Consider the following 16877-nt stretch of genomic DNA (forward strand, 5'->3'; position numbering starts at 1 on the left):
CTACCAACGCCCGCCGTCCCGTGCCGGCGTGGGTTCGTCCAGCCACGCCTGCGCCAGCCGGGCGGCCTCGTCGATCGAGCGCGCCCGCCCGGCGTCCATGCGGCGGGCCAGCTCGGCGGGCCCGAGCGTGCGCTCCTGGCGGTCGAGCAGGTTCTCGAGCATCGCCCGCTCGGCACCGAAGCTGGGCGCCACGGCGTCGTCGAGGACCGCGCCGAGCAGCTCGGCGGCGCGCTCGGCCATGTGGAGCCGGTCGAGCACGGTGACGAGGTTCCGCAGCGTGGTCAGCAGGTGGGTCCGGTCACCGTGGGAGCGCCAGTGGGCGATGAGCTCGGCGAAGGGCGCCCGGGCCGCTGACGGGTCGCCGGTGCGCGAGAGCACGGATGCGTACGAGACCCGGGCCACGGCGGCGATGTAGGCGTTGCCGACGTCGTCGGCGGCGGCGATGGCCCGGTGGAGCGCGGCGAGGGCCGGCTCGGGGTCGAGGTCGAGCAACCGCTCGCCTTCGACGTAGTGGAGCCAGGCCCGATCGGAGGGCGCCAGCTCCGGTGGCTCGGCGAACTCCGCCATGGCGCGAGCCGCCGCCTGGTGCTCACCGGCATAGGCATCGGCCAGCACCACGCCGGTGAGGCACGCGACGACGCCGTGCGCGTCGCCGGCGGCCGACGCCGTAGCCAGCCCGATGCGCGCCGCCTCACGTGCCGGTGCGGTGTCGCCGCCGAAGAGGAGGACGTCGGAGAGCAGCTCGTACACGAGCGGGTCGGCGGTCGAGTCGTTCAGGTCGACGGCCCGGTCGATGAGCCGGCGGGCCCGCTCCAGGTCGCCGCCGTTGATCGCCCGCTGGGCGGCGGCGGCGAGCGCGAGCTCACCGTCGGTGCCCGACAGCGACCCCGGCGCGTGCTCCACGACCTCGGCCGCCCAGCCGAGCACCTCGTCCCGCAGGCGGGACTGGGCGTACAGGAAGAGCCGACCCACGAGCCCCACGGCGCAGACCTGGTCGTGCTCGCGCGCCCAGGCCACGGCGGTGCGGGCATCGTCGAGGAGGCGCTCGAGGCGATCGTGGGCCCGGCGCTCGTCCGGACCGCGGAGCCGGCGATCGGCGTCGGTCACGGCATCGAGGAGCCAGGCAGCGTGTCGGGTCCGGAGCACCTCGAGGTCGGCGCCGGCGGCGTCGCAGGCGCGCTGGCGGACGGTGCGCAGCATGCGGAAGTGCGGCTCCTCCCCCGTCACGTCCACCTGGAGGAGGGAGAGGTCGACCAGGCGGCAGAGGACCTCGAAGGGCGACGCGACGCCCGACACGTGGGCGATGTCGCCCGCGGTGACCGGGCCGGCGAACACCGACAGGGAGCCGAACATCGCACGGCCCTCGTCGTCGAGCAGTCGCAGCGACCAGTCGAGCAGCGCCTTCAACGTCCGCTGCCGCTCGTCCAGGTCGCGCCGCTTGAGCGGGGGCAGCTCGAGCTCGCCCTCCAGTCGGTCGTGGAGCATCGCCAGCGGCATCGTGCCGGCGGCGGCCGCCGCCATCTCGATCGCGAGCGGGAGACCGTCGAGCTGCCTGACGATCCCGGCGATCAGGCCGAGCGCCTCCTCGTCCGTCGCGAAGTCGGGTCGGGCGGCCCGAACCCGGTCGACGAACAGCTGCACGCCGCCGGACGGGCCCGTCACGGGGAGCGGGTCGACCGGCCACAGCTGCTCGCCGTCGACCGCGAGCGGCTCCCGGCTCGTGGCGATGACGCGCAGCCGCCGCCCACCGGCAGCGAGCCGGCCGACCAGGTCCGCGACCGCGCCGACGACGTGCTCGCAGTTGTCGATGAGCACCAGCACGTCGAGGTCCCCCACCGCATCCAGGGCCGAGAGCGGGCCCTCGGCGCCGACGACGAGCCCCAGCCCGTCGGCGACCACGGCAGCGACCTGGCCACCGTCGTCCACGCCGGCGAGCTCGATCGAGCGGACACCGGCCGAGAAGCGGTGCTCGATGTCGGCGGCGACGGTGCGGGCGAGGCGGGTCTTGCCGACACCGCCCGGCCCGGTGAGCGTGACGAGCGGCCAGGCCGCCGACAGCCGGGCCAGCTCCTCGCGGTCCCGGTCGCGCCCCACGAACGACGAGGCCGGCAGCACCACGCGGCGCCGGGCCGGTGCCGCGACCTCACCCTCGAGCGCCACCGCCTCGGCCCGACGGAGCTCGGACGCCGGCTCGAGGCCGGCCTCGGCCAGCGCCTCCACCGCCCGGTGGTAGGCGCGCAGCGCCTCGGTCGAGCGGCCCGTGGCGGTCAGCGCCTCGACGAGCACGGCCCACGTGCGCTCCCGCAGCGGGTGGTCGGCGACCAGCTCCTCCGCCGTCGCGACCGCATCCGCCGCCCGACCGCACGCCAGCAGCGCGGCCGCCCGGTCCTCGCGCGCCGTCACCCACCGCTCCTCCAGCCGCGCCGTGACGGGCCGGACCGGCTCGACGTCGCCCACGTCGCCGAACGGCGGTCCTCGCCACATGGCCAGGGCCTCGTCGATGAGATCGAGCGCCGCACCGGGAGCCGCTGTCGCGGCATCGTCGAGGAGCAGCTCGAAGTCCGCCAGATCGAGCGCCACCCCCTCGAGCGCCAACCGGTAGCTGCCGGGCGTCCCGACCAGGGCGTCCCCGAGCAGCCCCCGCAGCCTCGACACGTAGGTCCGCAGCGAGCTCACCGCCGTGCGGGGCGGCCCCTCGGGCCAGAGCGCGTCGACGAGGAGGTCGGTGGGGACGTCTCGTTCGGCTCGAGCGGCGAGGACGGACAGGACGACACGCTGGCTGGGGCTCGAGATCGCCCTGGTCTCGTCGTCGACGATCACGGCGACCGCTCCGAGGACCTGCACTCGCGCTCGCACGCGAGCGAGCGTACGGACCGTGCCTTCCGGCGTCGATGGGTTTGTCGCCCGGCCTGCGATCTCGCTGCGACCGCCCTGCAACCCCTCCGTCGGATGGTGGACCCCGACACCACCGACAGGAGCACCACCATGACCATCACCGACGCCCCCACCACCGCCCCCGACGAAGCGACCGTCGACGGCTTCGTCGAGCGCCTCTTCGGCGCCGTGCTCGGCGCCCAGGAGGTGCAGGCCGTCTACCTCGGGAACCGACTGGGCTGGTACGCAGCCCTGGCCGAACACGGACCCATGACGTCGACGCAGCTGGCCGAGGCCACCGGCAGCAACGAGCGCTACGCCCGGGAGTGGCTCGAGCACCAGGCGGTCTGCGGCTACGTGACCGTGGACGACGACACCGGCGCCCCGGAGGAGCGACGGTTCTCGCTGCCGGCGGCGCACGCCGAGGTCCTCACCGACCAGGACAGCCTCGCCTTCATCGCCCCCGTCGCCCGGCTCGTCGCGGCCGTCGGCCACCACCTCGACGCCATCGCCGACACGTTCCGCCACGGCGGCGGCGTCAGCTGGGCCCAGCTGGGCGACGAGGTGCGCGAGGCCCAGGCGGCGGCCAACCGGCCCCTCTTCCTGCACCAGCTCGGCGTCGAGCTGCTCCCCCAGGCGGGCGACGTCCACGAGCGCCTGCGCAACGGCGCGCGCGTCGCCGACATCGGCACCGGCTACGGCTGGTCGGCCATCGGCCTGGCCAAGACCTACCCCACCATCACGGTCGACGGCTTCGACACCGACGTCCCCTCGATCGAGGCAGCGCGCCGCAACGCGGCCGCGGCCGGTGTCGCCGACCGGGTCCGCTTCCACGTCGCCGACGCCGGGGACCTGTCCGCGCCGTCGAAGCCCTACGACGCCGTGTTCGCCTTCGAGTGCATCCACGACCTCCCCGACCCCGTGTCGGTGCTGGCCACCATGCGCCGGCTCGCCGGTGATGACGGCGCCGTGGTCGTCATGGACGAGAACGTCGCCGACGCCTTCCACGCCCCCGGCGACGAGGTCGAGCGGCTGATGTACGGCTACTCGCTCACGTGCTGCCTCACCGACGGCATGTCCCACGAGCACTCGGCCGGGACCGGGACCGTTATGCGTTCGTCCATCTTCACCGACTACGCCCGCCGGGCCGGCTTCTCGGACGTGCACGTCCTGCCGATCGAGCACGACTTCTTCCGCTTCTACCGGCTGGAGCGTTGACGATCGCGCCTCGGGTGCACTCGCCCCGGTCGCTCAGGCCGTGGCGAGGGCCCGCTGGCGCGCCGCCCAGCGGGCCCGGGGCACGAGGACGGCGACCGCCACCGTGCACATGATCACGCCGTAGAGGACGAGGGGTCCGTCGCTGACGAGGAGGCCGAACCCGCCCCACACGATGCCGTCGAGGCCGCTGACCACGTAGGTGCCGGGGGCGAGGCCGGTGAGGTCGTCGCTCGTCCATGCCTCGACCACCTGGGGCAGGAACTGCACGGCGACGGCCAGGGCGAGCACGGTGCCGAGGGCGACCCAGCCCCCGACCGCGGCGAGCCCGGCCAGGCCGGCACCCACGAGGGCGCCGGTGCCGATGCCCTTGCGGTTGCCGCCCCGCACGAGCAGCGCGCCGACGACGAGGTAGCCGACGACGTACGCGGTGGACAGGACGGCGACGGGGAGCAGGCCCCGTGCCACGCCGTAGGCGACCCATGCGGCGTTGATCGTGAAGCCGAGCCACGTGGTGGCGCCCGAGACACCGGCGACCGAGCGCGTGCGCAGCACGCGGATGATCTGGGGCACCGGCTGGGTCAGCGCCAGCACGACGGCGAAGGCGGTGACCGCCTGCTCGAGCATCGGGACAGTCTCGCAGCACCCCAACCCGTTCTGGCAGTGCTGGTGTAGCGGCGACTACTGCTCGGCGGCGAGCCGGGCGAGGAGCGAGATCGATCGGATCTTGTCGTCGGTGAGCTCGTCCCACCGGATCGCAGCCGGGGTCCGCTCGCCGGGCGAGCACTCGATCACGTCGTCGGGCGTGACGACGAGGTCGAGCCGGAAGTCGTGGTCGGTCACCGGGATGTCGCCCTCGGGCAGCACCTGCACGTCGTGGACAGTGGTCACCACCACGGTGTCCGGCCCGATGAGGCCGGCCTCCCACGCCAGCGCGTACTCCAGGTCGGAGAACCCGCCGCCCTTGCCGAGCCGGGCACCCGATCGGTCGACCGCGACGCAACCGGTCACGACGAGGTCGACGGGCTCGAGCTCGGCCACGGTGACCGTGCGGGCGCTGCGGGTCGCGCCCTTGATGCTCGACGCCTTCCGGGGCGTGTCGGCCAGGTCGTGGGGGTCGAGGAGGAAGAAGGGGTCGTCCTCGGCCAGGCGGGGGACGGCCATGTAGACGACCTTGCCGTCCTCCAGCGCCCGCTGGCGCACCGGCCACTGCGGGGAGTCGGGGTTCGACTTCACCGTCGCGGCCGACTGCCAGGCCGGCTGCGAGCGGAGCAGCTCCGCGGCGGCCTCGGCGCCGACGAAGTTCGGGATGCGGTTGTGCGGAGCGGGGAACCGACCGACACCAGCAGCGACCATCCGGTCCCACGTGGCCTCTCGCAGGGCGCGCTTGTGCGCCAGGACCTCGGCGTCCCCGCCGGCGTCGTGGTCGTGGCGCCTCGCCATCAGCCGGGCTCGGGCGAGCGGGCCAGGATCTCCTGGGCGACGGTGGCGATGCGGCGGCCGTCGCCGTCCAGGATCCGGCCCGACGTGAGGATGCGGTCGTCCCGGTGCGTGACGGCCTCGACGTCGTAGAGCACCCAGTCCTTGATGCGGGGTGGCCGGTGGAACCAGATGGCGTGGTCGAGGCTGGCCCGGAACATCTGGTCGAACAGCCCGGCGCCGGCGGTGTCGACGATGCGGCGGGCTGCTCCGAAGGGGCCGTGGTCGGTGGCGTAGGCGACCCCGGCGGCGTGCAGCGCCGGGTCCAGCTCGCAGCCGGCCCGGAACCACAGTCGGCGCTGGGGAGTGCGGGGCTGGTCGTAGGAGGCGTCTCGGGTCTCGAGCACGCCCGGCTTGGCGAAGCGGGTCGTGGGCAGGTGCTCGGGGCCGGGGATGCCGAGCGGGGCGGGCGGCTCGTAGTCGCCGCTCGGGCCGCCGGCGTGGAACGACGCCGACAGCACCAGGATCGCCTTGCCGCCCTGGCGCGCCGTGACCCGTCGTGCCGTGAAGGACCGACCGTCGCGGAGGCGCTCGACCTCGTAGGCGATCGGTTCGGCGACGTCGCCCCCGCGCAGGAAGTAGGCGTGCAGCGAGTGGACGTGGTGCGCGTCCGGCGCCGTGTGCGTCGCTGCCACGAGCGACTGGGCCACGACCTGGCCGCCGAAGACGCGAGCCCGCTTCTCCTGCGGGCTGTGCCCGATGAAGGTGTCGGCGACCGGTGCGCCACCCCCGTCGTGCGCCGGCTCCAGCGTCAGGATCTCGGCCAGCGTCGGGAAGGCGGGGGCGTCGGGCACCCGGCAAGGGTGTCGCGCCGTCGTCCAGACTGCACATCGTGACGGGGACCACCACAGCCACCGACGTGCCCGCGCACCTCGACTCCGGGCGGGCCTGGCGGGTCGCCGCCGGCGCCGGCATCGCATCGGGCACCGCCTTCGGCTCGGCGTACACCTTCGGCCCGTTCTCCGATGCCATGGCCGACGACTTCGGCTCCGGCCGCGGGCCCACCGCGCTGGTCTTCGGCATCACCCTGCTGCTGTTCTTCGGCCTCGGGATCATCTCGGGTCCGCTCGCCGACCGGGTCGGTGCCCGCCGACTGGTGGTCGGCGGCGGGGTCCTCATCGCCAGCGGGCTGGCGCTCACCTCGCAGGCCGGCTCCATCTACGTCGGCTACCTGACCATCGGCATCGGCGTCGGCGTGGGCGGCGGCATGATCGCCTCACCGATGTACTCCACGGCGGGCGGCTGGTTCCTCCGCCGGCGGGCGCTGGCCATGGGTCTGGTCGCGTCGGGCAACGGCCTCGGCACCCTGCTGCTCGTCCCCTTCGCCGAGTCCCTCATCGACGCCAACGGCTGGCGCAGCGCCTACCTCCGGCTCGCCCTCGTCGACGTCGCCCTCTTCACCGTCGCCGCCCTCCTCATCGCCCGACCGCCCGGCCTGGTGGCGCCGCCGCCGGCCATCGAGCACATGAAGGCGATCCTGCGCATCCCCGCCTTCCGCATCATGTTCGCGACCGGGCTGCTGTTCTCGATCTCGCTGTTCATCGCGTTCGCGTTCATCGTCGACTTCGCCACCGAGGAGGGCATCGCGTCGGACCGGGCCGCGCTGCTCGTCGGCATCATCGGCGCGACGAGCATCATCGGCCGCCTCGGCATCACGTCGCTGAGCGGACGGCTGTCATCCGTGCGGCTGCTGCAGGGATGCCTCGCCGCCCAGCCGGTGGCGTTCCTGCTGTGGCTCCTGTCCGACGGCTCCTACCCGGTGCTCGTGGCGTTCGCCGTCACCATGGGCATCGCCTATGGCGGCTTCGTCGCCCTCGGCCCGGAGGTCGCCGCCGTGCTGTTCGGCACGGTCGGGCTCGGCAGCACCATCGGCCTCACCTTCCTCGGCGCCGGCCTCGGCGGCCTGCTCGGGCCGACCACCGCCGGCTTCCTGGCCGACGCCAGCGACGGTCAGATCGTGCCGATCGTGTTCGCCCTCACCGCCTCGGTCCTCACCGTCCTGCTGGCCTCGCGCCTGCCGACGCGCCAGGTGGTGGACCCCGCCGACCTCGGGGCCGCCTGACAGCGGGTCAGCGGCGTGCGCGCAGCGCGTTCTCGGCCGGGACGTGGGGACGCGACAGCGCCTCGGCGACGGCCGGTTCGGTGATCTGGCCGTCGAGCACGTTCAGCCCCCGGCGCAGGTGCGGATCCGCCGCCAGCGCACCCTCGAGCCCGAGGTCGGCGAGGGCCAGCACGTGGGGCAGCGTCACGTTGTTGAGTGCGTGGGTCGAGGTGCGGGCAACCGCGCCGGGCATGTTGGCCACGCAGTAGTGGACGACGCCGTCGACGAGGTAGGCGGGGTCGTCGTGGGTGGTGGGGCGCGACGTCTCGAAGCACCCGCCCTGGTCGATGGCCACGTCGACGAGCACCGACCCCGGTCGCATCTGCTTCACCATCTCGGCGGTCACCAGCTTCGGGGCCATCGCGCCCGGCACCAGCACCGCGCCGATGACCAGGTCGCTGCCCACCACGTGGTGCTCCAGCGCAGCCCGGGTGGAGTGCACGGTGGTGATCGCCGGGAAGCGGGCGTCGAGCCGGTCGAGGACGGCGGGAGCCTTGTCGAGCACCGTGACGTTGGCGCCGAGGCCGACCGCCATCTGGATGGCGTTCTCGCCGACGACGCCGCCGCCGATGACCGTCACCTCCGCCGGGGCGACGCCGGGGACACCGCCCAGGAGGATGCCGGCCCCGCCGTGGGCGGACTCGAGCCAGTTGGCGCCGGCCTGGACCGACATGCGGCCGGCGACCTTCGACATCGGGGCCAGCAGCGGCAGGTGGCCGTGGTCGTCGGTGACGGTCTCGTAGGCGATGCACGCCGCGCCGCTCGCCACGAGGTCGTCGGTCTGGGCCGGGTCCGGTGCGAGGTGGAGGTAGGTGAACAGGATGTGGTCGCGACGCAGCATCGCCCGCTCCGGCGCCTGCGGTTCCTTGACCTTCACGATCAGCTCGGCCTCGAAGACCTCTGCCGCCGTGTCGACGATCGTCGCCCCGGCACCGACGTACTCCTCGTCGCTGGCCCCGATGCCGGCGCCCGCCCCCGACTGCACGAGCACCTCGTGGCCGTGGGCGGCCAGCTCACGGACGCTCACTGGCGTCAGCCCGACCCGTCGCTCGGCTGTCTTGGTCTCCGTGGGTGTCCCGACCCTCATGCACTGCCCCCTTGGTGGTCTTCGACACGGTACGGGTGCCGACAGGCCGCTGCATGACGGAGCTCGACGGGTCCCGCCCGGCCCCACCGGCGGGGGCACCTACGCTGCGGTCGTGAAGAACGCCCTGATCGACGCCGGCTTCAAGATCGCGAACGTGGTGCACCGCAACCTGTTCGAGGCGACCAAGGGGCGGTTGGGCGGCACGGTGGCGGGGATGCCGGCCCTCATCCTGGAGACGACGGGACGGAAGTCGGGGCAGCGCCGGTCCTCGATGCTCACCGCCCCGATCCAGGAGGACGGCGACATCGTCCTCGTCGCGTCGAAGGGCGGCGACGACCGCCATCCGGCGTGGTACCTCAACCTGAAGGCCGACCCGGAGGTGACGATCACGATGGGCGGCCGCACGTTCGACGCGGTGGCCCGCGAGGCCACCGGCGACGAGCGCGCTGCGCTGTGGCCCCGCATCGTCCAGAGCTACAAGGGCTACGCCGGGTACGAGCAGCGCACCGACCGGGAGATCCCGGTCATCATCTGCACGCCGAAGTGACCGAGGGAATCGCCGTGGCCGACGACGCCGATCTCATCTCCGCAGCGGCCGGCGCCCGGTCGCGCTCGCACGTGCCGTACTCCGGCTTCGCCATGGGCGCGGCCGTGCTCACCGACACCGGCGAGGTCCTCCTCGGGGCCGTGGTCGAGAACGTCTCCCTCGGACTCGCCATGTGCGCCGAGCGGGTCGCGCTGTTCTCCACCGTCGCCACCGACGCCGGCACCCCCGTCGCGCTCGCCCTGGTGGCGCCGCGGACCGACGGCAAGCTCACGCACCCGTGCGGTGCGTGCCTGCAGGTGGCCCTCGAGCTCGGCGGACCCGGGCTGCGCATCGTGGTCGCCGACCCGGACGGGACCTCGGAGACGAGCGACGTGGCCACCCTGCTCCCCGCCGGGCCGCACAAGCCGAGCCGCTGAAACCTGCCCGGATCCACGCTTGGTTGCGATCCGACGAGGTCGGCTACGCTGGTTCACCCTGCGCCCGTAGCTCAATTGGATAGAGCATCTGACTACGGATCAGAAGGTTGGGGATTCGAGTTCCTCCGGGCGCACTCAAAAGACCAGGTCATCGGGTACGGGACCTGGTCTGGACAGCGCACCGTTCCCCTCTTGGCAATCCGTTGGCAATCCGCCGGCGGTCCTTGCACGGAGGAGCGAGAACGATGCGAGGTCACCTGCAGCAGCGAGGCGCCGACTCCTGGCGCCTCAAGGTCTTCCTCGGCCGATCGGCCGACGGGAAGAAGCGCTACCTCGAGCGCACCGTCCGGGGCACCCGGCGGGAGGCCGACCAGGAGCTGGCCCGCCTGGTCGTCGAGGCCGGCGAGGGTCGCTGGACCCCCTCGGCACCGATGACGATGGCCGAGCTGCTGGACCGGTGGCTGAAGCTCAAGGCGACGACGGTCGAGCCGTCGACCGTGTCGAACTACGAGTGGATCGCTCGCCAGTACGTCGTGCCGGCGTTCGGCGACCGGAAGGTGGCGAGCATCCGGACCATGGAGCTGGACGAGTTCTACGCCCAGCTCCGTCTGTCCGGTGGTGTTGAGAGTCGCCCGCTGTCGGGCCGTACGGTCCGCATCTGCCACACGGTGATGCGCCAGTCACTCGACCAGGCCCGCAAGTGGGGCGTCATCGCTCGGAACCCGGCGCGGGACGCCACTCCCCCGTCGGCCGGCCACTCCGAGGTGTCTCCGCCCTCGGTCGTCCAGGTGCGCGACCTGCTCGCCGGCGCCTTCGACGAGGAGCCCGACTTCGGCGTCTACCTCTGGCTGCTCGCCACCACCGGCTGCCGGCGGGGCGAGGGCTGCGCGCTCCGCTGGAGGAGCGTCTCGTGGGACACCGGCGAGCTGCTGATCCGTCGCAACATCGCCCACGTCGGCCGGAACATCGTCGAGAAGGCCACCAAGACCCACCAGTCCCGACGGGTGGCGATCGACGCGTCGACGCTCGAGCTGCTCCGCCAGCACCAGCTGCGCTGCCGAGAGCTCGCGCTCCGGGTCGGCGTGCGCCTCGACGACGAGGCGTTCCTGTTCAGCGAGGAGCCCGACTTCGCCACGCCGTGGCGACCCGACGTGTGCACCAACCGCTTCGGCCGGCTGCGGGCCACGCTCGGCCTCGAGTCGGTCCGCCTCCACGATCTGCGCCACTTCACAGCGACAGAGCTCGGCCAGTCCGGCACGCCGGTGGCGACGATCAGCGCCCGGCTCGGCCATCGCGACAAGGCCACAACCCTGAACATCTACAGCCACACGCTGCCCGCCACCGATGCCCTCGCCGCCGAGACCATCTCCCGCCTCATCGGCGACCCCCGTCGCCACGCCACGTAGCGCACCCGACTTACCCGAACCCGGCGACCCCCGTCCTCCCCGAGCACCCCTCCAGCAAACACACCCTTGCAGCTTTCCCTCCGGGAAAGCTGCGCCTCACTGACCCGATCACGCACCGTGCCGGCGTCGGACTCGGCGGAAAATCTTCGGCGACAGCGTGAGGTTCTGCCCTCGGAAAAGGCCTAGATATCCCACGTTCGGGTGTGTCAAGCGGCGAGGTCGTGGCGGTGGCTCCATGCTTGGTGTTCGTCGTAGAGGGTGTCGTGGCGGAGGCAGCCGTGCAGGATGCCGACCCAGCGGTTGGCGAGTGCACGGATGGCGCGGTTGTGGGTGTCGCCTCGTGCTCGTCGGGCGTCGTAGAAGGCGCGGGCGCCTGGGCTGGCGAGCATGCTGGCGAAGGCCCACTGGTAGCAGGCATCGGCGAGGTGCTTGTTGCGGGCGTAGCGGGCGAGCACGACGCGGTGGCGTCCCGAGGCACGGGTGATGGGTGACGTGCCGGCGTAGTTCTTGCGAGACTTGGCATCCACGTAGCGGTTCGGGTCATCCCCGAACTCGGCGAGCACCCGGGCTCCGAGCACCATCCCCAGTCCTGGCAGGGAGCGGATGAGCTTGGCGTCCGGGTGCTGGTCAAAACGGTCGGCCAGCTGTTCCTCGAGCCGGGCGATCTGGGCGACGAGCTCGCCGATCACTGCGACGTGCGCGGCAACGCTGGCTCCCATGGCGTCGGCGACGAGCTCGGGGGCCTCGAGGTGTTCACTGCGCAGCGCCGTCTGGATCTCGACGGCGCGATCGTCGGCTCGTTTCTGGCGGCCTGCTCGTCGCAGCGCAGCAGCGATCTTCGATCGGGACAGGCTCCGTCCCAATGTTGGTGTCGGTGCAATGGTGAGCACGGCGAGGGCGTCGGGATGGTGGAGCTTGTCGAACGCGTCCAGGGCAGCCGGGTAGAACTCGCGCAGCGTCGAGCGGAGCTGGTTGACCTGGCGTTGCCGGTTCCAGATCAAGGACTGATGTGCCCGGGCGAGAACCTTGATCGCGTCGGCCAGTTCGGTGTCACCCGCGATCTGGCGGTGGTTGTGCCGGTCGAGCCGGGCGATCTCGGCCAGCAGATAGGCGTCGCCAGGGTCGGACTTGGCGCCCGATGTCGAGTGCCGCTCCCGATAGCGCGACACCGATAGCGGGTTGACCGCGTACACCTGATAGCCGGCGGCGACCATGGCCCCGACGAACAAGCCACGGTCGGTCTCGGTGGCCACGACCACCTCATCAGGCTCGACGCCGGTGTCGGCCAACAGCTCATGCAACCGGGCGATGCCATCGACCCCGTCGCTGAGCCGTGCCCGGCCGAGCCGCTGGCCATCGGCGGCTTCGATGTAGACGTCGTGGTGGATCTCGGCCCAGTCGTGGCCGACGAACACTTCCATCCGCTTCCTCCTCGCTGGCAGTTGATCGAGTCGAGCCGGAGGAGACCAGCGGCGAACTAATGGATCAGTGCTCGAGTCGGCACGTCATCCCACCAGCCATTGGAGGTCGTCCTCGCCGCTCGGCAGGCGCACGATCTAGGCCTAGAACTCCTCCTTGAACCAGTCCGGTCAGACACAGTGCTGACCTGCCGAGGGCTCAGCGAAGAGCCTGCCCCACACCGAGGAACCGTGCTCTCCCGAACCCATTAGTAGGGCATGACCACCACCACCCGACCCCTCGTCCTCAACGTCACCGAGGCCGGCAACCTCCTCGGCGTCAGCCGCTCAACCGCCTACGAGCTCGTCCGCACCGGCGAGCTCGAGTCCGTGCAGCTGCGACGACGAGTCGTCGTCCCGGTCGCTGCCGTCGCCGAACGGCTCGGCATCACCGTCCCCGACGTCTGGCTGGCTCTGGGAAGGCGGGGCGAGGTTGCCCATAGCCAGGCCGGCCTTCGTGATCGACTCGTGCCCGACGTGCTCATCGAAGACATCCCCGCGGGCGTCCACGCCGAGCTGACGCGCCGCGCTCGACGGCGCGGGCAGTCGCTCCAGCAGTTCCTGCAGACAGAGCTCGAGCACCTGGCTCGCAGCCCCACGGCCGACGATGTCTTGGACAGAATCGAGAGGCATCGTCACGGCGGCCAGGTCGGGCTCGCCACAGCCGTGAAGGATATGAGACCGGCCCGGCCCTGAAACACCTGGGGCCCACTCTCTTGGACGGTCTCTCCGCCCATCTGGACTTGAGGCGTGAGCCGTGCGAACTAAACGGGCACTCGCCGAAGGGGGGTTGGAGAAGGGGAGCACATGGGCCATGAGGCTGCCCCGGCGTGGCACGCTTGCCTCGTGGGGCCGGCGGACGGGTTGCTCCAGCCCAGACAGGAGGCGAGGTGAGCGAAGAACGCACCGACGTGGCACATGTTGTACACGTGCTACAGGATGCGCCGGACGTCACCGATCCCGTCGGCGGGCATGCAAAGGTCGCCAAGGCCATCGCAGACGTCGTGGTTCAGGACGCCGGCGGGCTGACGATCGGTCTCGAAGGTCGATGGGGGTCGGGGAAGTCGACCATCGTTCGGCAGGTCTGCAACCAGCACCCGGACCATGTCACGGCCTTTGTGTTCGATGCGTGGTCACATGAGGGAGATCCGCTCCGTCGCTCCTTCCTTGAGTCGCTCGTGGGACGTCTCCAGGAACGGGGCTGGGTCGACAACACCTGGGACAGCGAAATCGAACGTTTGGCTCGTCGCCAGCGTTCGAGCGAGCAGACGTCAACTCAGAATCTGACTCGCAACGGCCAGCTACTTGCCGCCTCCGCCCTGCTTACGCCTATCGGCTCGGCAGTCCTGGGACGGGCACTCGGAGCGGAGGATGTGGACCCTTGGATGGTCGTAGCGTCGCTCGTTCTAATCGCCGCTCCGCTTCTTGTTGCCATCGGTGTGGTGACTTGGCGTCGGGTTAACAAAGGTCAGGACGCAGAGCCGTTCGACCTGTTCTCCAGCGCCGAGGTTGTCCATCAGCGGTCGGACACCATCGAGACCCCGGATCCAACCTCCGTTGAGTTCCAGAATTCCTTCCGCAAGCTTCTTGACGACGCCTTGGGCGACCCGAATCGGCGTCTTGTGATCGTGCTCGACAACATCGACCGAGTCCCTGCCGCAGAGGCATTGCAGGTACTTGCGACACTGCAGGCGTTTACGTCTCTTCCTGAAGAGCCCGCATGGCGTGAGCGTCTCTGGGTACTGCTTCCATACGATCCGGTTGGATTCCGATCGCTATGGAGGCGGGACGGTGACGACCCAGGGCCCGATCGCGGATCTGAGTTCCTCGCCAAGGTTCGGCAGGTCCGGTTCGACGCACCGCCGTTAGTGCACTCCACATGGCGTGAGCATCTGCGGGTCCTACTTCATCGTGCAGTCCCGACCTTGAACGGGGACGAAACGGCGGAACTCGCGACCGTGTTCGCCGTCGGGGTCGGCTCGCGAAGTCAGCCGACGCCTCGACAACTCCTCCAGTTCGTTAACGATTTCGGGGCGATCCTCCGCCAGCGGCCTGACCTGCCGCTGCCGGACATCGCTACGTACACCGCGCTTCGGATGCGTGACGTGGAGGTTGCAGAGGGGCTTCTGGCGGCCACGGTGCCGGAGCCAGAACTCGAGCGAGTGTCGTCGTCGGAGGTTCGAGGTTCCCTTGCTGCGCTTCACTTCAACACCGACGTTGTAACTGGGCAGCAACTGCTGCTCGCTGCGCCTCTGCTGGTTGCGCTGCATGACGGAGACGGTCAGGCACTTCAGCAACTCGCCACCAACCCTGGATTCGAATCCGTCCTTGAGCAGCTGGCGACTTCGGAACTTCAAGAGCATGGCGGTCACGGACTCGGCATGGCCGGGTACGCGCTGCACTCTGCGCACCTTCTGTCGTCCCTCCGCGGCTCAGTGCTTCCGAACCTCCTCTACGCAGCCAAGACCGCCAGCGAGTTGCACGTCCGGACGACAGAGGCAGGTCTTGGGCTTGCAGAGCTGCTCCTAGCCGCTGGTGTCAAGGATGCCGGCGGTGCGCAACAGTTCGCGGACGCCGTGTCCCAACGGGACTCCGATGCGGAGCTGCTGGACGATGCCTTGAAAGGCCGGGTTGAGGGCGTCGTTGCGTTCATTGAAGCCCTGTCGCCGGAAGACGACGATTGGGACCTCAGCGTCGTGCTGCCCGGCGACGCCTCGTCGTTTGTGGTGGCCTGCGCGCATGCGCGTCAGATCGTCACTCGACCGAAGACCCTTCATTCACTCGTCAGCTCCGTGAACCGCCCAGATCTGGAGCAAGTGGTCGCTGAATGGGCTGGCTCACCAGCGGACGAGCTGCGTAACCCGGAAACGCTCCGAGCGATGCAAGCGTCAGGCACGCCGCCACTTCGTGTCCGACTGCTGAAGGAGTTCGTCACCTACTTGAGCGACGAGAGCCGTGCCGCTGATGAGTCGACCGCCGCCGTGGTTGACCTCGTGTTGTCGCTCACGGCGGAAGACTCGACCAGTGAGACCTTGAAGGCCGCTGCGAACGAAGGCCACCTGGCGAATCTGGTTGAGAGGTTCGCCGAGATAGGTGACCATCGCCGCGCATCCGAGTTGGGGTTCCTCCACTTGGCGAATGCACCGACGCTGCCTGATGTTCCTGTCATCGGAGATTCAACGGGTGGCCTTGCACGAGTCCGGGGATGGTTGACCGACGACACGGAAGATCCTGGGTCTCAACACCTTGCGGAACTCGCCGCTGATCGGGCTCCATCGTTGATCGTGGCCATCCATGCAGGGCAGTCGTCCACGGTTGAGTGGTGCAAGGCAGCATCCGATGTGGCCGCACAGAACGGCAAGCTGCAAACGATCGCAACCTTCGCTCCGCACTGGAGGGAATGGCGGAACCTTCTGTCGGACGACCGCTACGGCGAGGTCCTCGCCCACCACATCGTCGCCGGGTCAGTGGAACGGCTTCTGGCGACGGCACCTGAGGACGACACCGGTGACCTGGAACTCGATGTTGCCCGGACCGCACAGGGCGTCTCCTCCGAGGCTGCTCGTGATGTCCAGGGGGTGCTTGCTGAACGTCTTGCGCACCGCTCTGAGGACGAGTGGATGGACGAACTTGATGCGCAAACGCCCAGCGTCCGCCTGCTTCGGTTCCTTGCGGAGCAAGGCTCGCCGGTCCTGCTCGGCGTCGCGTTCGAGAAGGCGCTGCTTCGCCATGGGGAGCTCCTCGCGTCGGGCGACTCGACGCTCGAGGACCCCGCCGCGTGGTCAAGCCTGGCGGAGTCGCTTGAGTCGGACGACCTCAGGAACGACCTTGCGAACGGCCTGTGCACTTCCCTCTATCGCTTGCCCAACGATCATCGGGTTCCTGAAGGCTTCTTTCAGGCCTGGGGGTCAGTTCTCGCTGACGCAGCGCAGGTTCATCGCCACGATCAATTGCTCTCCGGTGTAGTGCGAAATGCCGTGGAGAGCCGAAACGCCCCCGGCATGTTGTGGGCGGCTGCACTGCTCCGCTCTGTGCCGTCGATCCTCACCGATCTGCAGCCAGAAGAAAAGGTCTCGTCACTGCGAGCGCACGTCGAGCACGCCACCTCAGACATCGACGAGGACGAAGATGGCGAAGTGGTGGAAGCGCTACTTGCACTCGCCGCAGCGTTGGGACTGACGGTCGAGAACTGAGCGCGCGATCTCATCACAAGCAGCCGGCTCCGTTCGGCTCTCGGCTCGGACCAGCGAGCTCTCTAGATTCGATGCCACTGTCAGCTCAGCCCCACCCGCCCC

Annotated in this window: 13 protein-coding genes and 1 tRNA gene; 8 read left to right on the forward strand and 6 right to left on the reverse strand. The window is 70.4% G+C overall.

Annotated elements, in window-relative coordinates; translation table 11 throughout:
- Positions 1-2856 carry a BTAD domain-containing putative transcriptional regulator gene (locus tag RGQ06_RS04505; protein WP_432429079.1) on the reverse strand — a complete coding sequence of 952 codons (2856 nt, stop codon included), beginning with the start codon at positions 2854-2856 and terminating at the stop codon, positions 1-3.
- A 129-nt stretch (positions 2857-2985) separates the two neighbouring features.
- Here RGQ06_RS04505 and RGQ06_RS04510 point away from each other — a divergent pair, with 129 nt between their 5' ends.
- Positions 2986-4092: a class I SAM-dependent methyltransferase gene (locus tag RGQ06_RS04510; RefSeq protein ID WP_432429078.1), complete on the forward strand. Its 1107-nt coding sequence runs from the start codon at positions 2986-2988 to the stop codon at positions 4090-4092.
- Between the two features lie 33 nt (positions 4093-4125).
- Here the strand turns inward: RGQ06_RS04510 and RGQ06_RS04515 are convergent, their stop codons facing one another.
- From RGQ06_RS04515 to RGQ06_RS04525, 3 genes are read right to left on the reverse strand one after another with little or no spacing between them, the layout of a single operon-like run.
- Positions 4126-4716 (reverse strand): PQ-loop domain-containing transporter, encoded by a 591-nt coding sequence (locus RGQ06_RS04515; protein ID WP_432429077.1) that lies wholly within the window; start codon positions 4714-4716, stop codon positions 4126-4128.
- 54 nt (positions 4717-4770) lie between these two features.
- The gene (locus tag RGQ06_RS04520) at positions 4771-5532 is read right to left on the reverse strand and encodes a 5-formyltetrahydrofolate cyclo-ligase (protein ID WP_432429076.1); all 762 of its coding nucleotides are present in this window, start codon (positions 5530-5532) and stop codon (positions 4771-4773) included.
- Entirely contained in the window at positions 5532-6362 is an 831-nt protein-coding gene (locus tag RGQ06_RS04525; protein ID WP_432429075.1) for an acyl-CoA thioesterase, read from the reverse strand. Before RGQ06_RS04525 ends, RGQ06_RS04520 begins: the two co-directional genes overlap by 1 nt.
- Positions 6363-6400: 38 nt before the next feature.
- Here RGQ06_RS04525 and RGQ06_RS04530 point away from each other — a divergent pair, with 38 nt between their 5' ends.
- On the forward strand, positions 6401-7630 hold the full coding sequence (locus tag RGQ06_RS04530) for an MFS transporter (protein ID WP_432429074.1): 1230 nt from the start codon (positions 6401-6403) through the stop codon (positions 7628-7630).
- 7 nt (positions 7631-7637) lie between these two features.
- Here RGQ06_RS04530 and ald read toward each other — a convergent pair whose 3' ends face one another.
- Positions 7638-8756 carry an alanine dehydrogenase gene (gene ald, locus RGQ06_RS04535; RefSeq protein WP_432429073.1) on the reverse strand — a complete coding sequence of 373 codons (1119 nt, stop codon included), beginning with the start codon at positions 8754-8756 and terminating at the stop codon, positions 7638-7640.
- A gap of 112 nt (positions 8757-8868) precedes the next feature.
- On the opposite strand from ald, the gene RGQ06_RS04540 reads away from it, so the two are divergent.
- The 4 genes from RGQ06_RS04540 (at position 8869) to RGQ06_RS04555 (ending at position 11125) form a co-directional block, all read left to right on the forward strand.
- The gene (locus tag RGQ06_RS04540; protein WP_432429072.1) at positions 8869-9303 is read left to right on the forward strand and encodes a nitroreductase family deazaflavin-dependent oxidoreductase; all 435 of its coding nucleotides are present in this window, start codon (positions 8869-8871) and stop codon (positions 9301-9303) included.
- Between the two features lie 14 nt (positions 9304-9317).
- Positions 9318-9719 carry a cytidine deaminase gene (locus tag RGQ06_RS04545; protein ID WP_432429071.1) on the forward strand — a complete coding sequence of 134 codons (402 nt, stop codon included), beginning with the start codon at positions 9318-9320 and terminating at the stop codon, positions 9717-9719.
- Between the two features lie 60 nt (positions 9720-9779).
- A tRNA-Arg gene (locus RGQ06_RS04550) sits at positions 9780-9853 on the forward strand.
- A gap of 111 nt (positions 9854-9964) precedes the next feature.
- Complete coding sequence (locus RGQ06_RS04555) at positions 9965-11125, forward strand: tyrosine-type recombinase/integrase (protein ID WP_432429070.1); 1161 nt, start codon at positions 9965-9967, stop codon at positions 11123-11125.
- A gap of 206 nt (positions 11126-11331) precedes the next feature.
- Here the strand turns inward: RGQ06_RS04555 and RGQ06_RS04560 are convergent, their stop codons facing one another.
- The gene (locus RGQ06_RS04560) at positions 11332-12546 is read right to left on the reverse strand and encodes an IS110 family transposase (RefSeq protein ID WP_432430659.1); all 1215 of its coding nucleotides are present in this window, start codon (positions 12544-12546) and stop codon (positions 11332-11334) included.
- Positions 12547-12801: 255 nt separating this feature from the next.
- On the opposite strand from RGQ06_RS04560, the gene RGQ06_RS04565 reads away from it, so the two are divergent.
- Positions 12802-13278, forward strand: coding sequence for a helix-turn-helix domain-containing protein (locus RGQ06_RS04565; protein WP_432430611.1), 477 nt, complete (start codon positions 12802-12804; stop codon positions 13276-13278).
- A gap of 194 nt (positions 13279-13472) precedes the next feature.
- The gene (locus RGQ06_RS04570) at positions 13473-16775 is read left to right on the forward strand and encodes a P-loop NTPase fold protein (RefSeq protein WP_432430610.1); all 3303 of its coding nucleotides are present in this window, start codon (positions 13473-13475) and stop codon (positions 16773-16775) included.
- The last annotated feature ends 102 nt before the right edge of the window (positions 16776-16877 follow it).

This window comes from Salinilacustrithrix flava (assembly GCF_041228405.1).
GTDB classification, from domain to species: Bacteria; Actinomycetota; Acidimicrobiia; order Acidimicrobiales; family Salinilacustritrichaceae; genus Salinilacustrithrix; species Salinilacustrithrix flava.